Origin of the sequence: Streptomyces sp. WAC 01529 (assembly GCF_003945545.1) — a bacterium.
Taxonomy (GTDB): domain Bacteria; phylum Actinomycetota; class Actinomycetes; order Streptomycetales; family Streptomycetaceae; genus Streptomyces; species Streptomyces anatolicus.
On sequence record NZ_CP029617.1, the window covers coordinates 8203083 to 8218757 of the forward strand.

Sequence of the window (15675 nt, forward strand, 5' to 3'; positions counted from 1 at the left end):
CCTGGCCAGAGTCGACAGGATGCCCACGTGCATGGAACTGCCGCCCGTAGGACAGCGCGTCACCGGCGAGGTGGTCTGGCATGCCGAGCACAATCAACAGGTGGGCATCATGCTCCGTGAGTGGGCGGAGCACGAGGACTTGCTCCCTCGGTTCGTGGAGCGTGTCGGTCAGACTGTCGCCGGACGCGTCACGAAGATCGCGCCGATCGGCTTCTTCGTGCGCGTGGCCGACTGCGTCGAAGGGCTCGTTCCGCTCACCGAGCCGGTCGCGGACATGGCGAAGAGTGTCCGCGAGGGCCAACCCATATCGGTGCGGGTAGTCGCCGTCGATCTGGAATGGACCCGTGTTGTCCTGGCAGCCGCAAGCGGCACCTAGAACTTCCCCAGATCCATCAGGTGCGGAGCCATACGGCCAGGGCCGACGGTGGCAGTGCCGAGGTAGACGTAGCGGCGTTTGTCGTAGCGAGTGGCCGCCGTCCGGGCCTGCTTGAGCCTGTTGATCGCCCGTTCGACGGTATTGCGCTTCTTGTACCGCTCTTCGCCGAAGCTCGACGGTCGTCCGCCGCGTGAGCCTCTGCGCCGACGGGCGGCTTGGCTGTCGGCTGTAGGCCTTGTCCGCGGCGAGGCTGTCCGGCCTGCTGTGCGGTCGGCCCAGCCCCGGGCGAGGAACTCGGATCTTCTCGAGGACCGGCTCGAACTGGGTACATTCCGCTCGTTGCCCGCCGGTGACGGCCAGGGGCAGCGGGCGGCAGTGTCCGTCGGCGCTCAGGTGGAGCTTGCTGGTGAACCCGTCGCGCGAGCGACCCAAGCCCTCGCCTCCTGTGCCACCTCCATCAGCCGAGCCACGAGGCTCTGCCACGGCGTTCCGGCCTGGTGTTCCGCCACTTCGGCCCCCTTTGACGTCGGCGTCGGCGGCGGATCGGTGCGGGCGCCGGCCGCGTGCTGATGCGCACGCACGATCGTGGAATTCACCGGGATGTCCCAGTCGATCTCACCGGCAGCATCAGCCGCGGCCTGTACCCGCTGCAGCAGTCGCTCCCAGGTTCCGTCGGCCGACTACAACCGGTGGCGTTCATAGACGGTCTTCCACGGGCCGAACCGCGAAAGAAGGTCGCGCCACTGCACACCGGTCCGCACCCGGTGCAGGATGCCGTCGATCACCTGCCGGTGATGCCGCCACCGGCCACAACGGCCGCTGCTGACCGGCAGGAACGGAGCCAGCCGTGCCCACTCCGCATCCGTCAGATCACCCCGCCCCATGCCCGCACCAACAACCCGGACACTCAGCAGTCACATGATCGCCCGGACAAGTCCTAGGAAGGGCGGTCTCGCCGGCTGCGGTACGGGCGCCGGTCAAGCCCGTTCCGTACCTCCCCATGTCGGTGCACCTCGCTGTGCTCAGGTCCTGACAGGCCTCGGCACGCCGCCTGTGCCCACGAACATGCAGAAGACAGACATGCCCGTCCGGAGATCGGAAACCCGCAGAAACAGCCCTTCGGAGCCCCACGAGACGGAGTGCCATGGACGCCGAACGGAAACACCTGCAAGACGAAGCCGACCTGAACGCCTTGGCCATCGAACGGACCTGGAATTTCGCGGGAGAACTGAGCAATGTGACCCAGGCACGCCAGAGGGCAGCCGTCTTTCTTTGCGCTCTGGTACGGGTGAAGCCGCCGACCCCACCTGAGGCCTACGACGATGTACTGCTGGTAGTCACCGAACTGGCCTCCAATGCCTTCACGTATGCGCCCGGCCCCTTCAGCCTCCGGCTTTGCGTACTGGCCGATACCATCGAGGTCGCTCTGAGTGATACCAGCCCCGCAACGCCGGAGCCCCGCTTTTCCGATCTCACCGGTCGGGGCGGCATCGGATGGCACCTGATCAACGCCATCGCCGAGCAGACCATCACCCTGCCGGAAGACGTGGGCAAGACCGTGTACGCATTCCTCCCCTGGCGATGACGATAACAACTCCAGATCCGGCAGACAGGGGACGCGAAGCGTGCCTGCCGAAGAGCGGGGCGGGACGTCTTGCTCGCGAGCCGCCCCGGCCCCTGTCGGAGGCAAGCGGCTTCCGCAGCTCCATCGGCAAGTTACCCGGAAGGGGTGGCTGGAGAGGCGCTGCCCGTGCTGCGGGGTGAACAGCGGCCAGCAATGCGCCGTCGACACCATGCCCGGTGAGATGCGGCGGGTGCCGCACGACGAGCGGCTGAAGCCGATCATCGACGAACGCAGGGAGCAGCAACGGTCGCGACGGCCGTGGCGGGTGTACGAGGTGACCTGCCCTGACGGCGGTCAGAACCCGAGGAGCGGTGCACCACGTTGGGCGGTCCGCACCGCGCCCGGGTCGAACTGGCCAAGGAGTACACCCGATTGAAGAAGGCTCACCCGTAGAACACAGCCGGGCGCCACCTGGCAGACTCACACTCTGTTTTCGCAGGTGGGAAGCGTGCGGGGCGGAGGCCTGGTCGGCGGAGGCCCGCATGGAGCAGACCAGCATCCGCGCGGCCGCCAACAAGTCGACGGGCCGGATGGGCCGGTCCTCGCGGCTCCTGGCGCCTGATCGCCGTGGTGGAGGTGCGGGGCAACGGCAGGAGCCGGTCCCGAGTTCGCCGAGCGCGCGTTCCCCGACGTTGACCAGTATGAACAGCGTCTCGGCGGTCTTGACCTTGGACCAGACACCGAGGATGGCTAGCCCGTCCGGACGGAAGCGGAGCACGACCTCGTACTCGACCTCTTGGCCGTCGAGGACGTCGCTGTCCACGACGTCGGTCCTCCTCTGCCTCTTCGGGCGGCGGATCGGCCTAACGTCCGAAGCAACCAGGCCGGGCGGTCAGTCGCTCGTCACGCCCTAGCCGATGTCCCGGGTCAGGCCCCAGCCCGGGTCCTCAGTGACTCCCCAGCCGACATCGCCGTATCCCCATCCGCTGTCACGGTCCATGACTGTGTCTCTGGACAGTCGCGGCTTCATCGCGCACGCAGCAGGCCAGCACGATGAAGCTCTGGCCCATTACGAGCGCGCCCGCGTCCCCTTGCACGATCTCGGCAACCTCTACGAGGAAGTGAACACCCTCGCCCACCTCGGGGACGTCTACCTGGCGCTCGGTCGCCCCGACCGGGCCCGGGACCAGTGGAGGCGGGCGACCGACCTCTTCCGCGTGCAGCACCGTGCGAAGGAGGCCGGCATCCTCGAGGACAAGTCGGCTTCAATGACCGACTGACCACCCGGCCGAATGTCGTCGATGCAGGCCGGACACCTGGATCACACCACCCAACCGTCATAGCCGGAGAATCCGCCCTTGCCCGCGCAGTAGGCGTACGACTGCGACCCGTTGGCGTACTTACTCTGACCGAAGGTGATGTCGCCGTTGTTGCACTCGGCCCAGGCGTAGAACTTCGTGCGTGGGGCGCCGGAGCACGTGGCGGCAGCTCCTCCCCAGATGGTTGCCCTGGCGTTGGGGTGTGCGCAGGACGCTCACACGGACGGAGTGGAGTTCATCGACCGCAACCGCGCTCTGCGTGGCCGTCTTCGCGCCGCCATCAGCTGACCGCGGGCGCGCGATTCGGACCAGTTGGGGACAGCGAGTGCGCGGGGTTGATGCGGCCCACCTGCTCCTCGCCGATGTTGATCGACCTCTCAAGTTGCCTGCTCACCGGGACCGTGCACCTGGACCAGATACGCCTGGAGGGCACATGCATCTTCGCCATGACCCCGGCCAGCACATTCTGGCGGGGCAGGCGCCCTGTGCGGTTCACCCGGCGCCGCACGATTGCCGAAGAGCACCACTGGCGCGCTCGGTCGCCGACAGCGGCCCCCGGCTGGACCGCGGCGACGCCCGACGTCGGCCATGCGGGGCCGGCGCAGCCGGCGCCGGTGTACCGGCGCTGCGCAAGGCGTTCGAAGACAGCAAGTACGAGCCGGGCGCGGCCTGGCTGTACGGCTGCTGGGCGCTTTCCGGCTACGGTCTGCGACGACCGGCGCGGTGGCCAGGTAGAGGACGCGGCGCTGCGCCTGCCGGTAGGCCCGCAGGATCGTCCTGAGCGCGGCCGGCGTCTTCGGGGTGAGTTCGACCTCGACGGCGATCGGGAACCTATGGGTGGGCTCGCATGATCAGGTCGGGCCAGTGCACGGCGCGGGAGCCGACGGGCACGGCGAGGGTCTCGCCGCGCCGGGCACCGGTGGGTAGCCCGGGTACCCGGAGGGCCGCGAGGAGTTCCGCCGCGCGGCCGGGCACGGCTTCGGCGGCGTGGACCTCCCGCTCGGAGAGCACGGTGTACCCGCTCGCCTCCAGCGCGATCCCGGCGTCCGCGACGGCCAGGCGGTGAAGCAGCCGCTCGCCCGGCGGCCGCGGGGCGCTCAGGCCGGTGCCCGCGATCCGGGCGCCGCGCTCGGTGGGCCACACGACGGTGCGCGCTCATCGCACGTCCGCGCTGCGGAGCAGCAGCCCGTCCTCGACCATCAGCCGCACCCGCCGCCGGGCGGCCTCGAGTCGCCCCCCCTCAGCACGCGTACGTGGCCTGGTGGAGCGTCAGCGTGCTGTACCGGGTGGCCAGTCGCAACAGCTGCTCGTCCTCCTCAGTGCGCTGCCATCCGTCGCCCCGGGTCTCGTCCGTGCCGCGCGTACGCAGCCGGCGTTCCGCCCGCTCCCGGTGGACCCCCGTCGTCCTCGCCTCCACTGCCTTCCCCTCTCCCTGTAGTTGGCGCGCGGCCGCGCGGATGCGGCGGCGCGGGAGGGAGCCTGACCTGCGAAGCGGACACGGCCGGGCGAGAGGTCGCCCACCGCCTGGCGAAGGAGCTGGTGAAGGGCCGGGCGGTGCAGCGGGCGGGCAGGACCGGCCGGAAAGGCGCTGGGTTCCCGCCCTTCTCCTGGATCTACGGCGCGAGATCGTCTCGGCGTGGGGACGCTGGTTGTCGTTGGGCGCGCGAGGGGGGCTGATGGGGTACACCGCCGTACACCCGGTGTGGGGTCGGCTGGACGCGTCGATGGACGACCTCGGATGTGGCCGCGTCTGGGCGGACGTCCACCGGGTCAAGGGACTGCGTCTGGCCTGCCCTGAGTGCGGCGGGCGAGTCTTCGCCCGGGCCTCCCGGCAGGTCATCCGGCACTTCTACCACCAGGTTCGCCCCCGGGACTGCGAGCTTGCGAACGAGTCGGCGGAGCACCACCTGCTGAAGCTGGAGCTGGCCATGTCCGCCCGGGCGGCGGGGTGGCGAGCCGAGCTGGAAGTGAGCAGCGAGGCCCGGGACTGGCGGGCCGAGGTCATGGTCTTCGACGAGCACGACCGCCCCTTCATGGCGCTGGAGGCGCAGATGCGTACGGACCGCTACGCCCGGGACGGTGTGGCGGTGTGCTGGGTCGCCGTGCAGGACCGGCCGTGGGAGCGCGTCGTGCCCTCGCTGCGGGTGCGCTTCCCGAGTCAGCGGGGCGAGACCTGGACGGTGTGGCATGGGATGGCGCGCTACGCCTGGGAGCCGCGCACGCTGAAGGCGAAGGCGAAGTGGGTGCACATCATCTGCCCGCTCGGTGATGCGATCAAGTGGGTCCTCGACGGGCGGGTACGTGTCCACACCGCAGCGAACGGAACGGTGTGGTGGACGGCTCCCGCGTACGAGGACCTGGCCCTTGCACGCGCCCGGATGGAAGCCGACGCCGAAGCCGTCAAGCGGGCAGCTGCCGCCGAGCGCCGCCGAAAGGACGCCGAGGAGCGGGCCGCCGCGGCCGCCCAACGCCGCCGGGATGCCGAGCTGGGGGCACGGGAGCGGGCGGAGGAGAGGGCAGCCGAGATACGGCGCTTGACCAGGTTCTTCGAGGCGACGGGCCTGGATCCCGCAGTGTGGGAGACCTTCACGCAGATGGTCCGCTCCGCCTCGGGCAAGGCGATCAAGTGGGGGAACCTGAGCCCCGCCCACGGTGACGGGTTGCTCGTTTACGCCCGGCCCCGGTGGGAGAGCGGCGGGTTCAACCTGGCGGGTGTGGTCTGCCCTGATCCCGGAGCACTTGTCGAGTGGCCGGCGGAGCTGACGATCCTGGTCCCGAACCAGGGATGGCTCTCTCGCATTCAGGCCGCTGCCCGGTCTCCGCTGAAGGTTGCGGTGCTGGACCCCGTCACCGGGCGCAGCTCCTTCATACGCGTCACGCCGACTTCGAGTGCGCCCCCGTTAGGGCGTGTCTCCTCCCCGATCACAGCCCAGTACTGGGATCTACTCAAGTGATCGCCGCGGTCGACATCATGATGCAGAGCGGTCGATCGAATCGAAGAGCTGGAGTTCTTCCTCCGACAGCCGCAGCGCGCCTGCTGCCACGTTGGCGACGAGGTGCTCGGGGTTACCCGTTCCGGGGATGGCCAGTACATGTGCGCCTTGCTGCAGCATCCATGCCAGGCGGACCTGCGCGGGTGAAACGCCGTGCGCGCCGGCGAGGGCACGGACTTCGTCGTGCTCGGCGTGGACGGCCCCGGCCTCGCGACCCTTCCCTGCGATGGAGAAGAAGGGCACGAACGCGATGCTGCGTGCTGCGCATTCGCGGAGCATCTGTTCGCCGTTGGGTGCGTCGATGCTGTAGCGGTTTTGGACACAGACCACCGGTGCGATTACCTGGGCCTGGGTGAGGTGTTCCGCTCGAGCGCCGGAGATGCCGAGGTGGCGGATGAGTCCGGCATCGCGTAGCTCGGCGAGGGCCCCGAAGTGCTCGCTGATGTCGTCCTGGCCCATGAGGCGCAGGTTGACCAAATCGAGGTGGTCGCGGCCGAGTTGGCGCAGGTTCTCTTCGACCTGGCCGCGCAGCTGGTCGGGTCGTGCTGAGGTGACCCAGTCGCCGCTGGCGTCCCTGGCCGGGCCGACCTTGGTGGCGATGACGAGATCGTCTGGGTACGGCGCCAGCGCCGAGTTGATCAGTTCGTTGGCGGAGCGTAGCCGGGAAAAGTAGAAGGCGGCGGTGTCGATGTGGTTGACGCCGAGTTCGACTGCGCGGTGGAGCACGCTGATCGCCTGGTTGCGGTCGCGGGGTGTGCCCTGGTGGAAGGCGCTGCTGCCGGTCAGGCGCATGGCCCCGAGACCCATCCGGTTGACCTCGAGGTCACCGAGCATCCACGTGCCGGCGGCCGCCGCCGAGACCGTGTGTGACGTCATCTTCTACATCAGCTCCATCCGATCGGCCCTCACCGAGCATCGGTTGAAGGCGCGGCGGCCCTGGAGTATGCGCAGGTGAAAGGGATGGCGGGAAGGCGCGGAGCGTCGGGGGAATGTCACAATGCAACCGGGAATCCTGATTGCGTGCTCCGAGTTGCTATTGGTGAAGCGTCACTCCGTGAGCGCCTCGCTCAGGAGCGGAGCCAGATGAGGAGCGCGGCAGCTGTGACGGTGCCGAGGTAGGCATATCCGCGCTTGTCATACCGGGGGCTCTGAAGCCGCCGCGTGAACCACGCCGCAGGCGGGCGGCCTGGTGGTCCTTCTTCTCCGGAATCACGTGCCGGATGCCGCGCTTGCGGAGGTAGCCACGGATCTTACGGTTGCTGTACGCCTTCGGCCTTGGGACTGGTGGGCTCGCATGTTGCGGTGTCGCGTATTCGCGAGCCGCTCGACGCGTCGGACACGGTGAGTGATCGCTTGGGGATCGTGGCGGCCGCGGGCAACTACCAGAGCCAGCGGTCGAGGAAGTCGGCCCAGGTGAACCCGTTGTAGCCGTCGAAGGCAGGTGGATCGATCTTCTTGAGTTCGTCAGCGAGCGTGCTGAGCTCGGCCAGGGCTTCGTCCTCGCGGTCGTCCGGATCGCTGAGGATCTCGGACTCGCTGACGTGCAGGCCGTAGTGGTGCAGGGTCCGCAGCCACAGGTCGATGGAGGAGTTGGCGAACCATGCCTCGCCTTGCGGAAGGACGTAGTGGACCGCACATGTCCCGGGTTCGACGCCGAACGACCATTCCAGGCCAGGCACGAGGTCGCCATGGTGATTCTGGGTGAGGCGGTAGAGCGACCTACCATCTGACGTCTGGAGTGCTGGAGCGGCCTCCACCTGGAACGATGCGTACTCGATCAACTGATCGACGATGGGGATCCCGACATCAACCAGTAGCGCCTTCTGATCCTCGCGGATCTGCCAGCCCGACACTACTGCCGAGTCTGCCCTCGTGACGTTTCCTGTGCCGGCCCAGGCAGTGAGCTCGTCAAACGTTGTCATGTGAGAGTCCTTCCGCAGCTGGCTGCGATGCGGACCCTATCGAGCAGGGCTGACAAGCACGTGGCCCCATCGGGGACGACACACTCCTCAGTGGTCGCTGGGGGCGTATCGGCTCCAGGTTCCGCCGGCCTCGGTGACCAGGCGGGTAGTGGTCTTTAGAGCCTGTCCGGCGGATCATGTGACTGTCCCGGGGGGGACTCGTTGGCATGTCCATGGGGCGGGGAGATCTTACGAACGAGGAATGGGCCCGGCTGAGGCCGCATCTACCGAAGTCTGGTAAGCGGGGCGGCCGGTGGGTGAGCCATCGCAGGGTTGTCAACGGGATCTTGTACCGGAATCGCACCGGAGTGCCGTGGCGGGATCTACCTGCACGTTTCGGCAAGTGGAAGACCGTGTACGAGCGGCACAGACGCTGGTCGGCGGACGGCACGTGTGACAGACTCTTCGCGGCCGTCCTGGCCGACGCCGATGCCGAGGGCCGTATTGACTGGTCCATGGTCAGCGTGGACTCCACCTCCTGTCGGGCCCACCAGCACGCCGCCGGAGCCCGCAGAAGACGCCCGCGGGTGCCGGGAAAAGAACAACGCCCCGGCAGCACCGCCCCGATGAGGGACTCGGACGCTCCCGGGGCGGCCTGACGTGCAAGATCCACCTTGCTGGAGAGGGCGGACGCCGTCCTCTGGCCCTGCTGATCACTCCGGGCCAGTGGGGCGACGCCCCGCAGCTCATCCCCGTCATGGAACGCATCCGTGTCAGCCGGCCAGGTGGCGGACGGCCCCGCACCCGGCCCGGCCATCTCAGTGGCGACAAAGCGTATTCCTCTCGTCGCAACCGTCGTTACCTGCGGCGACGTCAGATCAAGCACACCATCCCCGAGCCGAAGAATCAGCGGACCAACCGCCAGAGCCGGGGCAGCAAGGGCGGTCGACCCACCAGCTTCGACAAGTCGATCTACAAGCGGAGAAACAAAGTTGAGCGTGCGATCAACGCCCTCAAGAACTCCCAGGCCGTCGCAACACGGTTCGATAAGCGCGCCTACGTCTTCCACGGCACCGTCACCGTCGCGTCGATCCGGCTCTGGCTACGTCCATGATCCGGATCGTGGCACGGTCACCGTGGCCTCCAGCCAGCCCTGGCTGGGCTCATGAGATGTCGGACAGCACCTCGGGCCTGTCGAGAACCATCTCGCGCTCCGCCTTGGAAGGATCTCCCTTCATCGGGATGGTCTCTCCGGAGGGAACGAATCCATACCGCCGGTAGAAGCTCTCGGCCCGGACGTTGTCCTCGTGGACGTACAAACGCACCCGCGCCACTTCCGCGACCGACCATGCCCACCCGACGGCCGCCTCGAAGAGTGCGTCGATCACACCGCTTCCGCGGTACTCGGGCCGAACGAAGACGGCGACAATGTGCGCCTGACGCTGCTGAACGGCCCCTCCGAACACATCGGCGCAGCCCGCCTCCTCGATCAGCACGGTCACGGTGCCGCTCCAGCCCCCGTCCCGGTCCTCAGCCACGAACTGACGCACCCGCGTCCCGCTGGCCGCCCCCTCGGCCCGTTCCTGCCAGAAGGAGTCCGGCTCTGCGACTGCCTGCTCGTACGTCTGAAGAAAGGCGATCGGAGCTGCCGGATCCTTCAGTGCCAAGAGCCGCAGCTCCTTCGCCTCGCGCCACTCAGTGGGACGTATCGGACGGACGACATTACGCAAGACCTGGTTCATGCCGTCGCACCCTAGGGGAAGACCACTCCGCGGCACTACGGCATTTCCGCAGGTCCCTGCGCTGCTCTGACGCTCGCGTACCTTCGATCCCCGGACTCGGCGTGATCGCATGATCCGCCGGACAGGCTCTAACCTGCTCCTGGACGACCTCGGAGCCACCCCCAACCTGCGCGAGCACTGGAACGCGCCCAAGGGCCTGACCGCCCTGCTCAACGAGGACCACAAGCAGGGCACCGAACTCACCCGCGGCACCCTGCTGCACGCACGGATGACTCCACCGCGCGCCCATTGAGGTGCGAGCACTGAGGGGGTGGTCCCGTAAGGGACCGTCCCCTCAGCTGTGTGCCGCACATGCCTGAGCGGCTGAGGTCAGCGCCGCTTGCCGAGTCCGGGTAGTCCGCCGAGCACCATGCGCACGCTGCTCGACGAGTCCCTCGACGTCGAGCAGGACCAGGAGCCCAGGGTGTCCAGGCGAGTGCGGTGAAGCGCAGAGCATGGCCCGACACCACCACGGACACCAGTTCTGGTGGCTAAAATGGTGGCATGACTGTGATGACGCTGCGCATCCCTGATGATCTGGACCCCTCGATCCGCGCCGGTGCCGAGGCCGCGGGCCTGTCCCTGAACGCGTACATCGTCCGGGCGGCTCGCCGTCAGGCCACCCTGGATGCCGCGCGGCAGCTCGCCTCGCTGGGTCTGGGTGAGGACCTGGCGGGCGAGGGCGACGCTCTGTGAGGCGCGGTGAGGTCTGGACTCTGGCCGATGGACGCAGCGTCCTGATCGTGTCCCTGGACGGTCTGGAGACGTCGTTCAAGGCGGTACTCGCGATCGTGCTGCATCCGAGCGGGCGCTACCCCGACACGGCGATGAGCGTGGTGATCGGTGACCCGATGCCGTGCACCGCGGTCGCCGTGAACCTCCAGCAGCTGCACGCGACACGCTTCACGGACGCGAGCCGCATCGGCGTGGTGCCCGCCGAAACGATGGCGCGGGTGGACCAGGCGCTGCGCGCGGTTCTCGATCTGTGAGACACGTACTCACCTGACCGCGAGCGGCGGTCACCGCGAGGCCAGAACTTCCTACGGCTACACCCGTCGGCGCGCATGAGGGCGCCGGCCTGCTCCATGCGGTCCGGGACGTAGCCGCGACCATGCGCGGGGATCTTGGACTGCCCGAACACGAGGCCGACCGGTAGCGCGGCGGGAGCCCCGGCCGGGTCGGAGGGGCCATCCCCGCGCCCGCGGGGATGGCCCCTACGAACCTCCGGCCGCCGCCGACGAACTGCTGCAATGCGTCCGCGACATCCACATCGACGTCCCGCTGCTCTTGACCACCACCGTCTCGGCCCGGCCGGAACTGACCTGTCCGCTCGACCGGTGGCTCGACACCAGCCACCCTGCCGTCACGCTGACCGAGGTCTGCAAGCCAGTCGCCCTGCTCCTGCGCGCCACCGGACAGACCGTGGAAGCGCGCCTGGAAGTCAACCCCTCGGGGCCCAGCGGACACCGGGTACCCATGACCTGGCCGGCCGAGCATGGGGGACCGTAGGAACCAGCCGTGTTCCTCTCCGAGGAAGGCCTGGACTACGAGAAGGAACCTCCCCGCACGCGCGGGGGTGGTCCCAGAGTCTGCTGGGCTTGGTCGCCGGCCCAGATTGCGGCAGTGTCGCCCGCTGGGTCCTCCGAACTGAGGTGCCTGGCGGGATCGGTGATGCGGACGACCTCGATGAGTTGTCTTCCCATGTGGTAGGGCCTGTGCGGAGCCATGATCAACGCGCTGGCAGAACACGCACACTGAGGCATATCGAGCCAGGCCTTCGGAACCAGTCACTCGTCATCGCCGTCAGCCAAAAGCGGCAAGGGCCCCGAGATCACCAACCCTTAACAGGGCAATACAGGCAAATCACACTTAGCGGGTAGCGAAAAGTCGGGAAAGGGTTGAACGTGCCACAAAGGGTGGGCGCGGTCGACTTTTAGCCAATAGCTTCATTTCCACCTTTACTAAAAAGTTCGGACCTGCAAAAGATCATCCGGCGGTGCCCGTGAAGAGGGGATGGGGGAGGTGCATGGCAAGCCGTCGTCCTGTCTGTTGCGGCCGTGGTGACGACTGCTCACCACGCGACGCCTGACGGCAGCGCATGACATTGACCTGCTGCCCGCCAGAACGTGCCCGACGTCCCCGCCTCGTGCTCATGGCACCCTCCGACGTCCTCAATCCACCATCGACTGGAGTCCGCGTGCGCCCATTTCACTCCTTGCCCAGACGGTCTGCCGCTGTCGCGGCAGTCGCTCTCGCTCTAACTGGTACAGCCCTGACTGTGAATCCGACCGCCCAGGCGGACACCCGCAGGACAGAGCAGTCCGCCGAAGTTCCTGTCGCCAGCGTTCCAATCGCGAGGGTGAATACGGATGACATCACCGAAACCTCGGCTGGCAAAACGGAATTGACGGATTTCGCGAAGCGGAATTTCGACGAAATATCTGGAGAGCCTCAAGGTTCATTGAAGGCGAAAAGATCCAACATTCAGGCTTCCGACCTGCAAGGTGACTACAAGGTCCTGGAGGTCGACATGTCCAAGGTCGCCTCTCAGCTGAATTTGCCCGACTCGGTGTGCAAGGAACGAGGCAGCGAAGTCCTGGTGGCTCCCCAGAGCGTCACCAACATCACCTACACAATGAGTGATGGCGAGACCGTGGAACCCCTTAATGGGGAGAATGGCACACCAGTCGATCCGGGTGACGACCCTGCCAGTCCCGACGGCTGCGACCTGAGTGTCGAGTGGGAGGAGGCGCCGGATGCCGACGACTCCGTCCAAGACGACCCTGAGGAGGCTTCGCAGGAGTCCTCACCTAAGGCGGCCGCGGCAACCCGCCCTTACTCCAAGAAGGTTGCCAGCGACTGCTTCCGGCGCAGAGTAGCGAAAGTTGAGTTGCACGACGGCTCGAAGATGTCGACTGCCTACAACGATTCCTGCTATCAGAACTGGGTGGAGAAGTACGACGGGAACAACTCGTGGAACTACTACTCCAAGCGCGCTATGAGCACTTGTGACAGCTACGGCAATTTTTCCATCAGATCTTGCGGGCACGGCGTGAAGCGGAACCCGTCCGGCCCAAAGGTCCACTGGCAGGACTGGGCGCCGAACGCCAGCCAGGAACGGAACGACTGCAGGTCCAGGAGCGTGGGCGTCACGCTGTGGAAGACCAGCGTTTCGGCCAGCTTCGACCTCTGCGAGAAGCAGTTGATCTACAAGTACGCGGAAGCTGGAAAGATGAGCAGCTACTGGAAGGGGGGAAGGACACTCCACGCCCGCGGCACGCAGCACCAGGTCGCGGTGAAGGTGGGCCAGAACAGTGGTCGACCCAAGTGGAAGCACTGGATGAACGTCAGGTGGGGCGTGTAGCCACCCCAATGACCTGCGTGGTCTCAGGGGGAAGACGTCCCGGCAGTCCTCGCCCCGCACCCCTACACTAACCCGTGAGGCAAGAGTAGATGCGCCCCCGAATCCTCCTCCTGGCCGCGCCCTTGCTCCTGGTCACGAGTGCGTGCACCAGCGGTAGCAACAGCACGGACCGAGTCCCCCAGAGGACGGTCAGCGAGAAGCAGGCGAACGCGGTGCTTGACCATGTGGTCTCCCGCGCGCCGTACTTGAGCGCGGGCCAGTTCTGCAAAGAACTCGCCTTTCAGACGAAGGCCTGCGCCTATGTACGCCAGCAGGCCGACGACTTCTGTCTCAAGCCTGGGCCCAAGCCGCGGGTCCTGCGCTCCAAGGCCGTACGAGCCAGCAAGGACTCAGCCAGTGGCCGCGTACTGGAGGTCGAGGGCAAGACGGCAGGCGGACAGCGGTATGTGTCCGAGTTCTTCGTGACCGCGACCGACGGCAAGCCTCGCGCCTCGATAGCGGTCTATTGGGCAGGGAACGGCCTGGCCAACTCCCCCCTCGGAGAGGACAACAAGGTCCTGCCACAGTCTGAATGCGGCGGCGACGCGACGCGCTAGCCCGACCGTCGTGTACCGCCTGTGGGCCCGTTGAGGAGAACTCTGACCGCCTCAACGGGCCTGCAGCATCCCCGCGCACCTGGTCTGTGCGGAGTCATAATCCATGAGTAGCTCGGAGGCTGCGGATCCAGACGATCGCGCCGCGGAGGTGGAGAGCCGCGAGATAGCTCTCGGGCGTCTTGTCATAGCGGGTGGCGATCCCGCGCCACGTCTTCATCTAAGACGATCTCGCTCGCAGTGTCCTCCGTTCATGCCGCAGCGGCGGCTGCAGCTTTCGGATCGGCCGTCCGGCGTGTCCGGGCCAACTCCCCGACCCTGCAGCTCGGTGACCGGGTAGCGGCCAGTCGTCGGTTGCGGGGCGCATACCCGGACGAGGGCCTGGAGGCGTAGGGAGGCCGGAGCTTGGAGCCGGCTGACTATTGCCTCCCCTTCGATGTGCCCGCGGGGATGCTCGGATGGGTGACGCTGGTTAGGCAGTACGTCGCGCCGTTGCCCTACGGCATTGTCTTCGACAACGGCGTCCAGCTGAGTCTTGCCGAGGGCGACGTCGTCCGCGTCGCCGAGGGGCCGTCCGAGGGGGGCTGCAGCTGAGGTGATCTCGCGTCAGGGGGCCGCGAGCAGCCACAGATGAGCACGGCGTCCCGAGCTTGGCTGTGCCGGTACAACACGCTGTCCCGCGGCCGCCGGTCTAGGGCCTGTGTCTTCGATCCGTCCGTGAGATCGTCGTGCTCGTGATCGAGTCTTGGGTGATCAATGACGACAGCCCTGTCCCTGTGTCGTCAGCGGGGGTCGTGGAGGCTCTTCGGTCGAGGATCGACAGCGGACAGCTTGAGACGTGGCTGACCAGTTCGTCTGGACGGTTGCTGGCCTTCGTGACGAATGCCGAGCGAGCGATGGTGGTGCTGCTCGAAGGCGAGGGTGGTCCTGGCGAGCATGCCGTGGATCCCGGAACTGCGGGGTCGAGCGACGGGTTCATCCTCTCCAACGGGCAGGGTGACGAGTATCCGGATGAGGACACCGTCCCCATCCGGGATGCGTTCAGGCTCGTGGAGCACATCGTTGGCACGGGCTCTTGGCCTGCGGACGCACGCTGGGTGGTCGATCGCTGAGCGGGCTATCGCCGTGCTCAGATGAGGATCGCGGCGAGGCGGAGCGCGGCCTGGTAGGCGATGGCGAGCTTGTCGATCCGCATGGCCAGGCCGCGCCACTGCTTGAGCCGGTTGATGCAGTGTTCGACTGAGTTGCCCTGCTTGTATGCCTCGGCGTCGAAGGCGAGCGGTCGACCTCCGGCACTGTCTCGCCGCAGCCGGTGGCCGACCTGGTCCAAGGGCTGGGGGATTACAGCGCGGATTCCGCGTTGGCGGAGGGGGTGACTTCGGATCGCGCGGGATGAGTACGCGCGGTCCGCGAGGACGGCATCTGGGCGGGTCCTCGGTCGTCCGGGACCGCTTCGCGGAACGCGGATGGCAGCCATGACGGTCTCGAAGGCCGGGGTGTCGCCCGCCTGGCCTGCGGTGACGCGGAGGCCAGGGGCCATGCACGGGGGTCCTGGCGAGATGGGCCTTCGTGCTCAGGCCGCCGCGCGAGCGTCCGAGCGCGTGGTCGTCGGGTTCGGCCCGACCTGGAGTGGCTGGCGGAGCTGACGATCCTGGTCCCGAACCAGGGATGGCTCTCTCGCATTCAGGCCGCTGCCCGGTCTCCGCTGAAGGTTGCGGTGCTGGACCCCGTCACCGGGCGCAGCTCCTTCATACGCGTCACGCCGACTTCGAGTGCGCCCCCGT

18 protein-coding genes and 3 pseudogenes are annotated in these 15675 nt (G+C 67.3%); 13 read left to right on the forward strand and 8 right to left on the reverse strand.

Going from position 1 to position 15675, the window contains the following annotated elements:
- Positions 1-31: 31 nt before the first annotated feature.
- Positions 32-376 carry a S1 RNA-binding domain-containing protein gene (locus DMA15_RS37825; protein WP_240660127.1) on the forward strand — a complete coding sequence of 115 codons (345 nt, stop codon included), beginning with the start codon at positions 32-34 and terminating at the stop codon, positions 374-376.
- A gap of 16 nt (positions 377-392) precedes the next feature.
- Here the strand turns inward: DMA15_RS37825 and DMA15_RS36130 are convergent.
- A pseudogene (locus DMA15_RS36130) lies at positions 393-1260 on the reverse strand (IS5 family transposase).
- A gap of 260 nt (positions 1261-1520) precedes the next feature.
- Here DMA15_RS36130 and DMA15_RS36135 point away from each other — a divergent pair.
- Positions 1521-1961 (forward strand): ATP-binding protein, encoded by a 441-nt coding sequence (locus tag DMA15_RS36135; RefSeq protein WP_125517031.1) that lies wholly within the window; start codon positions 1521-1523, stop codon positions 1959-1961.
- Positions 1962-2938: 977 nt separating this feature from the next.
- Positions 2939-3220: a tetratricopeptide repeat protein gene (locus tag DMA15_RS36140; protein ID WP_164551910.1), complete on the forward strand. Its 282-nt coding sequence runs from the start codon at positions 2939-2941 to the stop codon at positions 3218-3220.
- An 870-nt stretch (positions 3221-4090) separates the two neighbouring features.
- Here the strand turns inward: DMA15_RS36140 and DMA15_RS36145 are convergent.
- The gene (locus tag DMA15_RS36145) at positions 4091-4402 is read right to left on the reverse strand and encodes a hypothetical protein (protein ID WP_125517035.1); all 312 of its coding nucleotides are present in this window, start codon (positions 4400-4402) and stop codon (positions 4091-4093) included.
- A 97-nt stretch (positions 4403-4499) separates the two neighbouring features.
- On the reverse strand, positions 4500-4676 hold the full coding sequence (locus DMA15_RS36935; RefSeq protein ID WP_164551911.1) for a hypothetical protein: 177 nt from the start codon (positions 4674-4676) through the stop codon (positions 4500-4502).
- A 259-nt stretch (positions 4677-4935) separates the two neighbouring features.
- Between DMA15_RS36935 and DMA15_RS36150 the strand changes: the two genes are divergently transcribed.
- Positions 4936-6213 carry a competence protein CoiA family protein gene (locus DMA15_RS36150; RefSeq protein WP_125517037.1) on the forward strand — a complete coding sequence of 426 codons (1278 nt, stop codon included), beginning with the start codon at positions 4936-4938 and terminating at the stop codon, positions 6211-6213.
- 15 nt (positions 6214-6228) lie between these two features.
- Here DMA15_RS36150 and DMA15_RS36155 read toward each other — a convergent pair whose 3' ends face one another.
- The 3 genes and pseudogenes from DMA15_RS36155 to DMA15_RS36160 all read right to left on the reverse strand — a co-directional run bounded on the left by DMA15_RS36155 (position 6229) and on the right by DMA15_RS36160 (position 8174).
- On the reverse strand, positions 6229-7128 hold the full coding sequence (locus tag DMA15_RS36155; RefSeq protein ID WP_125517039.1) for an aldo/keto reductase: 900 nt from the start codon (positions 7126-7128) through the stop codon (positions 6229-6231).
- 191 nt (positions 7129-7319) lie between these two features.
- A pseudogene (locus DMA15_RS37835) lies at positions 7320-7522 on the reverse strand (IS5/IS1182 family transposase); the annotation flags it as partial.
- A 109-nt stretch (positions 7523-7631) separates the two neighbouring features.
- On the reverse strand, positions 7632-8174 hold the full coding sequence (locus tag DMA15_RS36160; protein WP_125517041.1) for an SUKH-4 family immunity protein: 543 nt from the start codon (positions 8172-8174) through the stop codon (positions 7632-7634).
- 212 nt (positions 8175-8386) lie between these two features.
- On the opposite strand from DMA15_RS36160, the gene DMA15_RS36165 reads away from it, so the two are divergent.
- Positions 8387-9267 (forward strand): IS5 family transposase gene (locus DMA15_RS36165; protein WP_125518242.1). Its coding sequence is split into 2 segments (ribosomal slippage): positions 8387-8750 and positions 8750-9267, totalling 882 coding nucleotides; the frame shifts between segments, so codons are not numbered across the junction.
- Positions 9268-9316: 49 nt separating this feature from the next.
- On the opposite strand, the gene DMA15_RS36170 is transcribed toward DMA15_RS36165, so the two are convergent.
- Positions 9317-9895, reverse strand: coding sequence for a GNAT family N-acetyltransferase (locus DMA15_RS36170; RefSeq protein WP_125517043.1), 579 nt, complete (start codon positions 9893-9895; stop codon positions 9317-9319).
- Between the two features lie 109 nt (positions 9896-10004).
- Here DMA15_RS36170 and DMA15_RS36175 point away from each other — a divergent pair, with 109 nt between their 5' ends.
- The 8 genes from DMA15_RS36175 (at position 10005) to DMA15_RS36205 (ending at position 15003) form a co-directional block, all read left to right on the forward strand.
- The gene (locus tag DMA15_RS36175) at positions 10005-10187 is read left to right on the forward strand and encodes a hypothetical protein (protein ID WP_125517045.1); all 183 of its coding nucleotides are present in this window, start codon (positions 10005-10007) and stop codon (positions 10185-10187) included.
- Positions 10188-10438: 251 nt separating this feature from the next.
- Positions 10439-10630 (forward strand): toxin-antitoxin system HicB family antitoxin, encoded by a 192-nt coding sequence (locus tag DMA15_RS36180; RefSeq protein WP_240660128.1) that lies wholly within the window; start codon positions 10439-10441, stop codon positions 10628-10630.
- A 47-nt stretch (positions 10631-10677) separates the two neighbouring features.
- Complete coding sequence (locus tag DMA15_RS36185; protein ID WP_240660129.1) at positions 10678-10923, forward strand: hypothetical protein; 246 nt, start codon at positions 10678-10680, stop codon at positions 10921-10923.
- A 298-nt stretch (positions 10924-11221) separates the two neighbouring features.
- Entirely contained in the window at positions 11222-11443 is a 222-nt protein-coding gene (locus DMA15_RS36190) for a hypothetical protein (RefSeq protein ID WP_125517050.1), read from the forward strand.
- 769 nt (positions 11444-12212) lie between these two features.
- Positions 12213-13298 carry a hypothetical protein gene (locus DMA15_RS36195; protein ID WP_125517052.1) on the forward strand — a complete coding sequence of 362 codons (1086 nt, stop codon included), beginning with the start codon at positions 12213-12215 and terminating at the stop codon, positions 13296-13298.
- A gap of 212 nt (positions 13299-13510) precedes the next feature.
- Positions 13511-13894, forward strand: coding sequence for a hypothetical protein (locus DMA15_RS36200; RefSeq protein ID WP_125517055.1), 384 nt, complete (start codon positions 13511-13513; stop codon positions 13892-13894).
- Between the two features lie 459 nt (positions 13895-14353).
- Positions 14354-14485, forward strand: a complete 132-nt coding sequence (locus tag DMA15_RS38100; RefSeq protein ID WP_276314384.1) for a hypothetical protein — start codon at positions 14354-14356, stop codon at positions 14483-14485.
- A 140-nt stretch (positions 14486-14625) separates the two neighbouring features.
- A complete protein-coding gene (locus DMA15_RS36205; protein ID WP_125517056.1) occupies positions 14626-15003 on the forward strand; it encodes a hypothetical protein in 378 nt (125 codons plus the stop codon).
- Positions 15004-15020: 17 nt separating this feature from the next.
- Here DMA15_RS36205 and DMA15_RS36210 read toward each other — a convergent pair.
- Positions 15021-15492 (reverse strand): annotated as a pseudogene (locus DMA15_RS36210) (transposase); the annotation flags it as partial.
- Positions 15493-15675 lie beyond the last annotated feature (183 nt).